This window comes from Nocardia brasiliensis NBRC 14402 (assembly GCF_000308475.2).
GTDB lineage: Bacteria > Actinomycetota > Actinomycetes > Mycobacteriales > Mycobacteriaceae > Nocardia > Nocardia brasiliensis.
This window is the reverse complement of the sequence record NZ_BAFT02000011.1, coordinates 1-12806: the sequence shown is the minus strand read 5'-3', so window position 1 is coordinate 12806 and position 12806 is coordinate 1. Positions and strand designations below refer to the sequence as shown.

The window sequence follows — 12806 nt, the reverse complement described above, 5'->3', positions numbered from 1 at the left end:
TCGCGTGGGGGCGTAACCCGAACCGCGCGGGGCCAACTTGAACTGCGTGGGGGGGCGACCCGAACCACGTGGGGCGTAACCCGAACCGCGCGGGGCCAACTCGAACCGCGTGGGGGGCAACCCGAACCGCATGGCGCACAACCCGAACCGTGTTCACCGGGGCGCACCTGGAACGAGGTAGCCGTTGATCGCGTGGCGCAGTTCGGCGTCGAGTTCCGTGCCGCGCAGCACGGGCGCGACCGTGCCTGCGGATTGCACGGCGGATTGCGCGATCAGTAGCAGCATGGTGGCCAGGTGTTCCGGATCGCCTGCGCGAATCGAGCCGTCCTGCTGGCCTTCTCGGATTCCGGCCGCGAACAGCTCGATCAGGGCGCGCTGGTTGCGGCCCAGCCGGCCGAACACGTAGGTGAGCATCAGGTCGGTGTCGGTGCGGAAGATCTTGCCGAACAACGAGTTCGAGCGCACCGTCGCGGCGCCGGCGACGATGCCCTCGACCAACCGGGCCCGTCCGGTGCCCGCGCGCGGCATGGTGTCGGTGACGATCGCACGCAGCTCGCGCACCAGCAGCTCGGCTACCAGCGCGCCGGTGTCCGGCCACCGGCGGTAAACGGTCGGCCTGCTGACCCCGGCCCGCCGAGCTACCTCGGTGAGGGTGGTGCGGCGCACGCCGAATTCCTCGACGCAGCGGCGCGCGGCCTCGAAGATCGCGAGGTCGATCGCGGAGGGTGCGGTGTCGGCGGACTCGTCCGGAGCGGTCAAGGTGTCACCTCGGGTCGGCGGCTCATCGTTACTACTTGACATTCTATGTCAAACTGTAACGCATGGTCGAGACGCAGAAGCACACCGGCGAGGAACCGGCTCCCGCGCAGAACTCGGGCGCAACCGAGGCCGCGGCGGGTATGGTCTGGGATGCTTGGGGCATTCCCGCCGGACACAAGCCGCTGTCGGCACAGATCCGGAACCTCTTGACGCAGGTGTTCGGAGTGTCCGGCGACCCGGTGGCGCGCCGCGATGAGGGCGATGTGCTGCTCCGCGAGTCGGCGCTCACGCCGGACCAGCGAGACGGGTTGGCCGGGGTGGTCGGCGCGGACAACGTGTCGGCCGACCACCGCGACCGGTTGCGCCACGCGGGCGGTAAGAGCACCTTCGATCTGCTGCGCCGTCGTGCCGAAGAGCCGCAGGACGCGCCCGACGCCATCGTCGCCCCCGTTGACCACGCGCAGGTCTTGGCCGTGCTGGCCTACTGCGCCGAGCAGCGGATCGCCGTGGTGCCGTTCGGCGGCGGAACCAGCGTGGTCGGCGGCGTCGACCCGGTCCGCGGTCGTTTCGACGCCGTGATCGCGCTGGACCTGCGCAGGCTCGATACCGTCACCGACGTCGACCCGATCAGCGGCGTGGTGACCCTCGGCGCCGGTCTCACCGGTCCGCGTACCGAGCAATTACTTGCCGCGCAAGGGCTTTCGCTCGGCCACTTTCCGCAGAGCTTCGAGTTCGCCACCATCGGCGGCTTCGCGGCGACCCGCTCGTCCGGTCAGGCGTCCGCGGGGTACGGCCGCTTCGACGACATGGTGCAGCGACTGAAGGTCGCTACCCCCAGCGGCACAGTGGAACTCGGCCGCGCGCCGGCGTCCGCGGCGGGCCCGGATCTGCGTGAGCTGTTCGTCGGTTCCGAAGGCGCGCTCGGCGTGATCACCGAGGTGACGGTGCGGGTGCATCCGGTACCGGAAACCGTTGCGTACCAAGCATGGTCTTTCCCAGACTTCGAAACCGGCGCCGCCGCACTGCGTTCGGTGGTGCAGACGGGGGCGGCGCCGACCGTGCTGCGCCTGTCCGACGAGGCCGAAACCGGCATCAACCTCGCGCGCGCGGGCGATATCGGCGGCAATGCCGTCACCGGCTGCCTGGCCATCACCACGTTCGAAGGCAGCGCGGCGCACGTCGCGGCGCGCAGTGCCGAGGCGGGTGCGTTGCTGGCCGCGGCGGGCGGCACCGATCTCGGCGAAACTCCGGCCCGGGAATGGGAACACGGCCGCTTCGGCGCGCCGTACATGCGTGACGCACTGCTCGATGTCGGCGTGCTGTGCGAAACCCTGGAGACCGCGACGATCTGGTCGAACGTGCCGGTGCTCAAAGCGAAAGTCACCGCGGCGCTCACCGATTCACTCGCCGGTCAGGGCACCCCGCCGCTGGTCATGTGCCACATCTCGCACACCTACCCGACGGGCGCCTCACTGTACTTCACCATCGTCGCCAAGCAACTCGACGATCCGATCGCCCAGTGGCACACCGCGAAACTGGCCGTCGGCGACGCGATCGTGGCGGCGGGCGGCACCATCACCCATCACCACGCGGTCGGTACCGATCATCGGCCTTGGCTGCCCGCCGAGATCGGCGAGCTCGGGGTGCGCGTGCTGCGCGCGGTGAAAGCCGAACTGGATCCCGCGGGCATCCTCAATCCTGGAAAGCTGGTTCCGTGACACAGGATTCATCCCGCAGCGGGCGTTCGGTCACCGTCGTGACCAATCCGCGGTCCGGGCACGGCAAGGGCCACGACGTCGCGGATGCGGCGCTGGCACGGCTGCGTGCCCGTGGCGTCGTGATCACCGAGGTGCGGGCGCCCTCCGCCGCCGAATCGGTACAGCAGGTCCGGGATTCGATCGAACGGGATCGCCCGGCCGCGGTGGTCTGCATCGGCGGCGACGGTCTGGTCAACGTGATCCTCGCGGCCGTCGCCGAATCGGGTGTGCCGCTCGGCATGATCCCGGCGGGCACCGGCAACGATCTCGCCAGGGAGCTCGGCATCCCCACCGAGGATCCGGTGGCCGCGGCCGATGTCGTGCTCGATGGGCGCGAGCGCGCCATCGACCTCGGCCGGATCGACGCGCCGGTACCGGGTTCGGCGCCGACCTGGTTCGCCACCGTGTCCGGCACCGGGTTCGACGCCAGGGTCAGCCTGCGCGCGAACCGGATGAGCTGGCCGAAAGGCCGTATGCGCTACACCGTGGCGGCACTGGCCGAGATCTCGCGCCTGTTCCCGGTGCCCTACCGGGTGGCGTTGACCGGCGCGGTCACCGACGGACTGACCAACCCAGGCGGCGGTTCGAACCTGGAGATCGACGCGGTGATGGTCGCGATCGGCAACACCCGCACCTATGGCGGCGGCATGCTGATCTGTCCGGATGCGGAAATGGACGACGGGCTACTCGATCTGACGGTCGTCGGCGCGCTGTCGCGCCGCGAGATGCTGCGGCTGCTGCCCGCCCTGTCGGCGGGCAAGCGGCAGATCCACCCGAAGGTCACCCAGTATCGCGCCGCGGAGATCACGCTCACCGCGCCCGATACCCCGGCCACGGCGGACGGTGAACCGGCGGGCGCGCTGCCGATCACGGTGCGCGCCGTGCGCGGCGCGCTCACCGTGCTGGTGCCGTGAGCGGGTAATCCGCTACGCGGCGAAGGTGACTCGGCGCATCCGGTTGACCGTGCGCCGGTCGACGATCACCAGCGACTCCGGCGCGGGCCGCATGGTCTGCCCGGAGCGCAACCGGTCCATCAGCTGCCGCCAGCGAAAGCAGTGCAGCACGAACGTCATTCGGTTGGAGCGTCGTCCCCGCGCGTGCTGACCGGCCTTGGCCACGGTGGCGGGCACGTCGAGCAGGATCACGTGCAGTTCGCGGCCGTATCCGGCGGCCCAGAACGAGATCACCCGCCGCGCCCACCCGACGGTGGCGCAGTCGTGGATCACCACCGGACCGTCCGTATCGCGCAGTGCCGCATGGATTCCGGCGAAATGTGCGACGTGCACCACGGGCCGCCACAGCGCGTAGGGCAGCCAGCCGAGCCGATGCCGCAACCGATTGCGGACCTGTAGTGAATCGAGCACCACCGAACCTTCCGGTCCGCCGCACGGCTGCTCGGCGTCGGTGTCGGTCCCGAAGAAGCGGCGCAGCACGGTGCTCTTGCCCGCACCCGGCAAACCCGCGACGACCAGGGCCGCGGTTGCGGGGTACTGCAATTCATCGATGGAACGACCCCGCAGGTCGTGCACTGCGTCGGGGGTGAAGACGGGCGGCACCACTTCGGTGGCGAGCAGGTCCGCGGGCGGCCAGTCGGCCTCGGCGGGTAGCGCGGGTTCGGCGAGCGGGAGCACGGCTTCGTCGGCGTACGTGTCGAGCGGGGGCTTCACCTCTTCCAGCGTCCCCAAACGTCTTCGGCGTCGCAACGGGGAATACCCTGGTTTTTCACTGAGATTCCCCTGAAGGCGACTACCGGATGCGTTCACACTCTCCAGCGTCCGCATCTCGAGCCGATCTGGCAAGAACGGACAATACGGACACGGTCGAATTGTGATCAATCCGCGCGGCCGCGCCGGGGCCTGGCCCGCAGGTGCATCCGCTCGCCCTGACTGCCGAAGAGGCTGAGCAATTCCACCGGACCGCGGCCGGTACTGCCGAACCAATGCGGTTGGCGGGTATCGAATTCGGCGGCTTCACCGGGCCCGAGGACGACATCGTGCTCGCCGAGGATCATCCGCAACTGGCCGGACAGCACATAGAGCCACTCGTAGCCCTCGTGCACCCGCACCTCCGGTTCGGTGCGATCGGCGGGCAGCACCATCTTGAAGGCCTGCAACGGTCCGGGCTGCCGGGTGAGCGGAAAGACGGTGATACCGTTGATCTTCCGCGCGGAAGCGTGCACCCGCGGATCGGCGTTCCGGGGGGCGGCGACGAGTTCGTCGAGCGGTACCTGCAGGGCCTGCGCGATCGGCAGCAGCAATTCGAGGCTGGCGCGGCGCTGGCCGGATTCCAGCCGCGACAGTGTGCTCTTGGAGATCCCGGTCGTCTCGGCCAAGGCGGTCAAGGTGACTTTGCGCTGGGTGCGCGCCGCTTTGAGCCGGGGACCGATGTCGGCGAGGGTCGCGGCGATGGTCGGCTGGTTCTCCATCACTCCAGTGCACCCCGATTTCCCGGAATTGGCAATATTGGTTGCCGTAACAGGACGCGGAACGGCACGCTGTCGGCGGAGGTGATCACTGATGAACGAGACATACGAGGTAGTGGTGGTCGGCGGGGGCGCGGCGGGACTGTCCGCGGCGCTGGTGCTGACCAGGTCGCGGCGCCGGGTCGCGGTGGTGCGCGGGGGACCGGCGCGCAACGCGCCCGCCGAGCACATGCACGGCTTCCTTTCGCGGGACGGCATGCCGCCGGGCGAACTGCTGTCCGTCGGTGCGGCCGAGGTCGCGGGCTACGGGGGCGAGCTGATCGACGACTTCGTGACGAAGGCCGAAAAGATCGAGGGCAGTGCGGATTTCACCGTCCGGCTGGCGAGCGGCCGGGTGCTGACGGCACGCCGGTTGCTGATCGCGACCGGTCTGCGCGATGAACTGCCCGACCTGCCCGGCGTGCGGGAACGGTGGGGCGCCGAGGTGCTGCACTGCCCGTACTGTCACGGCTACGAAGTGCGCGACCAGCCGCTGGGTCTGCTCGGCGGGGCGGACCCCCGGGTGCTGCACCTAGCGTTGCTGCTGCCGCAATGGTCCGACGACGTGGTCCTGTTCCCGCACACCATGGAACTGTCCGACGCCGACCGTGCGCGGCTCGCCGCGGTGGGCGTGCGGATCGTCGAGGGAACGGTCGCCCGGCTGGTGGTCGACGGCACGTTGCGCGCAGTGGAACTGACCGACGGCCGGACCGTTGCGCGCGCGGCGCTGTTCGTCGCGCCGCGTTTTGTGCCGGAGGCCGATCTGTTGCACGGGCTCGGCTGCGAATTCGACGACAAAGGATGGGTGGTCGCCGACCCCGCGGGGCGCACCAGCGTGCCCGGAGTCTGGGCTGCGGGGAACGTCGCGAACGCCGCGGCTCAGGTGGTCGTGGCGGCGGGTGCGGGCTACACCGCGGCGGTCGACATCAACGGCGATCTGGCCCTGGCGGCCGCCCAAATGCCCGTTTCGACGGGTTAGCCGGGGAGGTACCGCCCGAAGCTGAGAATTCCGTATGGATTCCGGAGCACTTCCAGCTGGGACGGTAAGCTATGACTTGTAGGCGGAGTCTTCGGTGTCCCTCATCCACCGAAGACTCCGCCTTACTTTTTGTTTGTGCGCGCAGCCCCCGCCCCTGCGGAAATCCGTTGAGCCCGACTACTAGAATCGTCGGGTGACCAGCGCAGCCCCTGACAATCCACGTAATCGTGCCGATGCCCTTCCCAAGAGCTGGAACCCCGGCGAGGTAGAGGCCTCGATGTACGAGCGCTGGGTAGCCGCTGGCTATTTCGAGGCGGACGTCACCAGCGACAAGCCGCCGTACTCCATCGTGCTACCCCCGCCGAACGTCACCGGCAACCTGCACATCGGCCATGCCCTCGACCACACCCTGATGGACACCCTCACCCGCCGCAAGCGCATGCAGGGCTACGAGGTGCTGTGGCTGCCCGGCATGGACCACGCCGGAATCTCTACCCAGACGGTGGTGGAGAAGCAGCTGGCCGTCGACGGCAAGACCAAGGAAGACTTCGGCCGCGAGCTGTTCATCGACAAGGTGTGGGACTGGAAGCGCGAATCCGGTGGCGCCATCCAGTGGCAGATGCGCGCGCTCGGCGACGGCGTCGACTGGAGCCGGGACCGATTCACCCTCGACGACGGCCTGTCCCGCGCCGTGCAGACGATCTTCAAACGGCTCTACGACGCCGGGCTGATCTACCGCGCCGAGCGACTGGTCAACTGGTCGCCCGCGCTGCGCACCGCCATCTCCGATATCGAGGTCAAGTACGAGGACGTCGAAGGCGAGCTGGTCTCGCTGCGGTACGGCTCGCTCGACGACAACGAACCGCACGTGATCGTCGCGACCACCCGCGTCGAGACGATGCTCGGCGACACCGCGGTGGCCGTGCACCCGGAGGACCCGCGCTACCGGGCGCTCGTCGGCACCACCCTGGAACACCCCATCACCGGCCGGCAGATCCCGATCATCGCCGACGACTACGTAGATCCCGAATTCGGTTCCGGCGCAGTGAAGATCACCCCCGCCCACGATCCGAACGACTTCGAGATGGGCGTGCGGCACAGCCTGCCGATGCCGAACATCATGGACGAGCGCGGCCGGATCGTCGATACCGGAACCGAATTCGACGGCATGGACCGCTTCGAAGCGCGCGTCGCGGTGCGCGAGCGGCTCGCCGCCGAGGGCCGGGTGGTCGCCGAGAAGCGGCCGTACCTGCACAGCGTCGGGCATTCCGAACGCAGCGGTGAGCCGATCGAACCGCGTCTGTCCATGCAGTGGTGGGTCAAGGTCGAGTCGCTGGCCAAGGCCGCGGGTGACGCGGTGCGCAACGGCGACACCGTGATTCACCCGGCCAGCTCCGAGCCGCGCTGGTTCGACTGGGTCGACAACATGCACGACTGGTGCATCTCGCGGCAGCTGTGGTGGGGTCACCGCATCCCGATCTGGTACGGCCCCGAGGGCGAGGTGCTGTGCGTCGGTCCCGACGAGACCGCGCCCGAGGGCTATGTGCAGGACCCGGACGTGCTCGACACCTGGTTCTCCTCCGGGCTGTGGCCCTTCTCCACGCTGGGCTGGCCCGACGCCACGCCGGAACTGGAAAAGTTCTATCCGACGAACGTGCTCGTCACCGGCTACGACATCCTGTTCTTCTGGGTGGCCCGGATGATGATGTTCGGCACCTTCGTGGCCGAGGACCCGGTGCTCACCGCGGGCAAGAACGGTGCGCGCCAGGTGCCGTTCAAAGATGTGTTCCTGCACGGCCTGATCCGCGATCAGTACGGCAAGAAGATGTCCAAGTCGCGCGGCAACGGCATCGATCCGCTGGTGTGGATCAACGAATACGGCGCGGACACAGTGCGTTTCACGCTGGCGCGCGGTGCCCAGCCGGGCAGCGACGCGGCGGTCGGTGAGCAGCACGCGCTCGCCTCGCGCAGCTTCGTGACGAAGCTGTTCAACGCCACCAAGTTCGCGCTCATGAACGGCGCGCACACCGGGGCGCTGCCGGATCGTGCCACGCTCACCGATGCCGACCGCTGGATCCTGGACCGGCTCGAAGAGGTACGCGCCGAAGTGGATTCGGCCTTCGACGCCTACGAGTTCAGCAAGGCCTGCGAGGCGCTGTACCACTTCGCCTGGGACGAATTGTGTGACTGGTACCTGGAATTGACCAAGGTGCAGTTCGCGGCCGAGCAGACCCGCGCCGAATCGACCAGGGTGGTGCTCGGCACCGTGCTGGACGCGGTGCTGCGGCTGCTGCACCCGGTCATCCCGTTCGTCACCGAATCGCTGTGGCAGGCGCTGACCGGCGGCGAATCCCTGGTGGTCGCGGCCTGGCCGCAGGCCACCGGCGTGCCGACCGATCAGGTTTCCGCGCAACGAATTTCGGACACTCAGCGGCTCATCACCGAGATCCGCAGGTTCCGCAGCGACCAGGGTCTGGCGGACAAGCAGAAGGTGGCGGCCAAACTCAACGGTCTCGACGCGGCCGGGCTGACCGACCTGCACGCGCCGGTGGCGAACCTGGCCCGGCTCACCGAGCCCGGCGCCGATTTCGCGGCGACCGCCTCGCTGGAGGTCCGGTTGAGCGCGGCCACCGTCACGGTGGAGCTGGACACCTCCGGCGCCGTCGACCTGGATGCCGAACGTCGCCGCCTGGAAAAGGATCTGGGCGTCGCGGAGAAGGAGGTGGCCACCACCACGGCCAAGCTCGGCAACGAGGCCTTCCTCGCCAAGGCGCCGGAACCGGTGGTCGCCAAGATCAAGACGCGGCAAGAGATCGCCACCGCCGAGGTGGCCCGGATCAGCGCCCGGCTCGCGGAACTGAGCGGCAAATGAACCACGAACCGGAGCCGCAATACGGCGACGAACTGCGGCACCCGGCGGCGGGGCCGCGGCTGAGTTCCGGTCCGTCGCCGGTGGAACTCGCCGAAATGGCGTTGGTGGAGGCCGAACTCGACACCCGCTGGCCGGAAACCAAGATCGAGCCCTCGCTCACCCGGATCGCCACCCTGATGGATCTGCTCGGCTCGCCGCAGCACAGCTATCCGGCGATCCACGTGGCGGGCACCAACGGCAAGACCTCGGTGACCAGGATGATCGACGCCCTGCTCACCGCGCTGCATCGGCGCACGGGCCGGATCACCAGCCCGCACCTGCAACTGGCCACCGAGCGGATCAGCATCGACAACGCGCCGATCAGCCCGGCCCAGTACGTGGAGACCTACCGCGAGCTGGTGCCGTTCATCGAGATGATCGACGCGCAGTCGGCCGACGCGGGCGGCCCGCCGATGAGCAAGTTCGAGGTGCTCACCGGTATGGCGTTCGCGGCGTTCGCCGAAGCGCCGATCGATGTCGCGGTGGTGGAGACCGGCCTGGGCGGCACCTGGGACGCCACCAATGTGATCGATGGGCAGATCGCGGTGATCACCCCGATCGGCATGGACCACACCGACTTTCTCGGCACCGATCTCACCAGCATCGCGGGGGAGAAGGCCGGCATCATCAAACGCGCACCGGACCTGCTGATCCCGCGCGACACCGTCGCGATCATCGCGGAGCAGGACCCGGAGGCGATGGACGTGCTGCTGCGCCGCGCCGTCGAGGTCGACGCCGCGGTGGCCCGCGAGGGCGGCGAATTCCGGGTGCTCGCCCGCCAGATCGCGGTCGGCGGCCAGCAGCTCGAATTACAGGGTCTCGGTGGCGTTTACGACGAGATCTTCCTGCCGCTGCACGGCGAGCACCAGGCGCGCAACGCGGTACTCGCGCTCGCCGCGGTCGAGGCCTTCTTCGGCGCGGGCGCCGACCGGCAGCTCGACATCGACGCCGTGCGTGCGGGTTTCGCGAACGTGACCAGTCCGGGCCGGCTCGAGCGGATGCGCAACGCGCCCACCATCTTCATCGACGCCGCGCACAATCCCGCGGGCGCGCAGGCCCTCGCGGCCACCCTCACCGCGGAGTTCGACTTCCGTAAGCTGGTCGGTGTGGTCGCGGTACTGGCAGACAAGGACGCCGACGGCATCCTCAGCGCGCTGGAGCCGGTGTTCGACGAAGTCGTCGTGACCAGCAACGGTTCCCCGCGCGCGATGGACGTGGACGTGCTCGCCGATCTCGCGGTCCAGCGCTTCGGCGACGAGCGCGTGATCACCGCCTCGACCCTGCCGGACGCGCTGGAATCCGCCATCGCCATCGCCGAAGAGGTCGGTGAGGCCGGGGAGATGGTATCCGGCGCGGGCGTCGTGGTGACCGGCTCGGTGGTGACCGCGGGCGCGACGCGCGCACTGTTCGGAAAGGACCCGGCATGACCGAGGAGACCGGTTCGGTGCCACCGCCCGCCACGGACCCGTGGAAGGGTTTCCGCGGCGTCATGGCGGGCACTCTCGTGCTCGAGGCGATCGTGGTGCTGCTCGCGCTGCCGGTCGTCGGTTCGGTCGGCGGCGGGGTGACCTGGTGGTCGGGGACCTACCTCGTCGTGCTCGCCATCGTGATGTTCCTCGGCGCCGGACTGCAGGGCCGCTCCTGGGCGATGCCGTTCAATCTGGGCCTGCAGGTTCTGGTGCTGCTCGGCACCTTCATCCATCTCTCCATCGGCATCATCGGCATCGTCTTCGCCGTGGTGTGGGGCTTCATCCTGGTGCTGCGCGCGGACGTGCGCGGCCGGATCGAGAAGGGTTTGCTGCCGAGCCAGCGGCTCCCGCGTTCCTCCTGAATCGGGCCCGGGGAAGGTCCGTCGCGGCCGCGACGGAACCGCGGGTTCGGTACCCGGCGGGGGTGCCGGTTAGAGTGTCGCCGTGACTGAGCAGACGTTGGTACTCATCAAGCCGGACGGTGTGGCCCGTGGCCTCGTCGGCGAGGTGCTGGTACGCATCGAGCGCAAGGGCCTGAAGATCGCGGCTCTCGAACTGAAGCACGTGTCCGAGGACCTGGCCAAGGGCCACTACGCCGAGCACGCCGAGAAGCCGTTCTTCGGCTCCCTGATCGAATTCATCACCTCCGGCCCGGTCGTCGCGGCCATCCTGGAGGGGCCGCGCGCCATCGCGGCGTTCCGGCAGATCGCCGGCGGCACCGACCCGGTCGAGAAGGCCGTGCCCGGCAGCGTGCGTGGCGACTTCGCCCTGGAGACCCAGGAGAACCTGGTGCACGGGTCCGACTCGCCCGAATCCGCCAAACGAGAGATTGCTCTCTGGTTCCCCGAGTTCCGCATCTAACCGACAGTTGCCGAGCCCGCCCGGTCGCGCGCGACTGCCGCGGCCGGGCCATCGACACCAATGGCGGCAGACCGCTGACGTGAGCGAGTGAACCGAAGGCAACAGCGCCCCCGGCGTGCGGCGAAGCTGAGCGTCAGCGAAGCGAGCCGTGCGCCGCGGCGTACTCGCCGCGCGTGGTGTGGGATACTTGGAAGCGGTTGCTGTTGATGCCGACTGTTCGCGCAGGTACGCGGATGATCGGGACGATCGCAACCGGATGACACACCGCGGTTCGATGCCGATCATCGCTGCCACGGACAAAAGGCCCGGTTGCGCGGGCTCGCTGTTCGCGTCGGCACGCTGGATGAGCGCTCACACCGTGGAGTTCAGCCAACAGCCAGGCGCCGCGTGACCAGTTAGCCCAACCGACGATCGACATGGTGATAACCGGACATGCGGGGCGAGACCAGATGACCTTGCGCCGAGCGGCGTGAGGCGAACGGACAGTGCCCCCGCGTCGGCCGCGTCACTCCTTACCGGGAGGGACGCGCCCGGGGGTCCGAGGAGACTTCGTGGCCGAACAAGAGCCATCGGGAACAACACCACAGGATGCGGAACAATTGCCGGAGCGGATCCGAGTTCATGCACTCGCCAAGCGCCTGGGAGTAACGAGCAAGCGCATCCTGGCCAAGCTCACCGAGCTGGGAGCTGACGCGCGCAGCGCGCAATCCAACGTCGACCGGGCGATCGCGGAATCCGTCCGCGACGCGCTCGGCCCGCCGGAGGGGGAGACCCCCACCGCGACCCCGGTCGCCGAGACTCCGGCTGCCCCGACGCAGGAAACCCAGGCGGCCCCGCCCGCGGAACCTTCGGCGCCCGCCGCCGCGGCTCCGGTCGAGCAGCAGGCCGAGATCGTCGAGTCGCCGCCGAGCCGTGGCCACGGCGGCCTCGTCTTCTCCGCACCCGACCCGATCGTCGGGTCGGCCGGCTCCGAGCGGCCGAGCGAGGTCGCGCATCAGCCGTCGATCCAGCTGTTCACCCATCCCGTCCGGGAAGAGCCGCACGTCGCCGCGCCGGTGGTCTTCGAGTCCGCCGCCGTGGTGCAGGCGCCGCTGTTCTTGCCGCCGGACGCCGCCGCGGCCGAGCAGGCCCGCCGCAAGCGCCGCACCGAGCGGGAGACCCGCCGCGAAGAGCCGGTGGTCGAGCAGGTCGAGGAAGAGCCCGAGACCGTCGAGGACGAGCAGGACCCGGCCGACCAGCAGCATGACGGCGACGATCAGCCGCGCCGCAGGCGGCGTGGCCGCCGGGGCCGCGGCCGCGGTCGTGGTGAACAGCACAGCGACGCCGACGACGAGAACGACAACGACGGCGAGGCCGAGTCGGATTCCGACGACGAGCAGCCCGCCGAGCACGCCGACACCGCGGAGTCGACCGATGCGGCCGACGACAATGCCGATGCCGACGACGACGAGAACGCGGGCGACGGTTCCAGCCGCCGCCGGCGTCGGCGGCGGCGGCGCAAGGTCGCCGGTGATTCCGGCGACGCCACCGACGTCACCGAAGACGACCCGCCGAACACCGTGGTGCACGAGCGCGAACCGCGGAACAAGAGCCGCAGCCGCGCCACCAC

The 12806-nt window shown here is 69.2% G+C and carries 11 protein-coding genes; 8 read left to right on the top strand and 3 right to left on the bottom strand.

What is annotated here, in order from left to right; translation table 11 throughout:
- Positions 1-153: 153 nt before the first annotated feature.
- Complete coding sequence (locus TY25_RS02105) at positions 154-801, bottom strand: TetR/AcrR family transcriptional regulator (RefSeq protein ID WP_370466223.1); 648 nt, start codon at positions 799-801, stop codon at positions 154-156.
- A gap of 98 nt (positions 802-899) precedes the next feature.
- Between TY25_RS02105 and TY25_RS02100 the strand changes: the two genes are divergently transcribed.
- Together TY25_RS02100 and TY25_RS02095 are read left to right on the top strand one after the other, a co-directional pair.
- Entirely contained in the window at positions 900-2477 is a 1578-nt protein-coding gene (locus TY25_RS02100; protein WP_042253675.1) for an FAD-binding oxidoreductase, read from the top strand.
- Entirely contained in the window at positions 2474-3430 is a 957-nt protein-coding gene (locus TY25_RS02095) for a diacylglycerol kinase (protein WP_042253669.1), read from the top strand. The genes TY25_RS02100 and TY25_RS02095 overlap by 4 nt, the downstream gene beginning before the upstream one ends.
- 12 nt (positions 3431-3442) lie before the next feature.
- On the opposite strand, the gene TY25_RS02090 is transcribed toward TY25_RS02095, so the two are convergent.
- A complete protein-coding gene (locus tag TY25_RS02090) occupies positions 3443-4183 on the bottom strand; it encodes an AAA family ATPase (protein ID WP_052382743.1) in 741 nt (246 codons plus the stop codon).
- Between the two features lie 164 nt (positions 4184-4347).
- Entirely contained in the window at positions 4348-4941 is a 594-nt protein-coding gene (locus TY25_RS02085) for a helix-turn-helix domain-containing protein (RefSeq protein WP_042253668.1), read from the bottom strand.
- A gap of 91 nt (positions 4942-5032) precedes the next feature.
- On the opposite strand from TY25_RS02085, the gene TY25_RS02080 reads away from it, so the two are divergent.
- The 6 genes from TY25_RS02080 to TY25_RS02055 form a co-directional block, all read left to right on the top strand.
- On the top strand, positions 5033-5956 hold the full coding sequence (locus TY25_RS02080; protein WP_042253667.1) for an NAD(P)/FAD-dependent oxidoreductase: 924 nt from the start codon (positions 5033-5035) through the stop codon (positions 5954-5956).
- Positions 5957-6149: 193 nt separating this feature from the next.
- A complete protein-coding gene (locus TY25_RS02075) occupies positions 6150-8828 on the top strand; it encodes a valine--tRNA ligase (RefSeq protein WP_081868624.1) in 2679 nt (892 codons plus the stop codon).
- Positions 8825-10294 carry a bifunctional tetrahydrofolate synthase/dihydrofolate synthase gene (gene folC, locus TY25_RS02070; RefSeq protein WP_439650343.1) on the top strand — a complete coding sequence of 490 codons (1470 nt, stop codon included), beginning with the start codon at positions 8825-8827 and terminating at the stop codon, positions 10292-10294. Before TY25_RS02075 ends, folC begins: the two co-directional genes overlap by 4 nt.
- Positions 10291-10698: a DUF4233 domain-containing protein gene (locus TY25_RS02065; RefSeq protein WP_042253665.1), complete on the top strand. Its 408-nt coding sequence runs from the start codon at positions 10291-10293 to the stop codon at positions 10696-10698. Before folC ends, TY25_RS02065 begins: the two co-directional genes overlap by 4 nt.
- Before the next feature lie 82 nt (positions 10699-10780).
- Complete coding sequence (gene ndk, locus TY25_RS02060) at positions 10781-11197, top strand: nucleoside-diphosphate kinase (RefSeq protein ID WP_042253663.1); 417 nt, start codon at positions 10781-10783, stop codon at positions 11195-11197.
- 551 nt (positions 11198-11748) lie between these two features.
- The coding region (locus TY25_RS02055; RefSeq protein ID WP_236639082.1) for a translation initiation factor IF-2 N-terminal domain-containing protein at positions 11749-12806 on the top strand (1058 nt) is incomplete at its 3' end.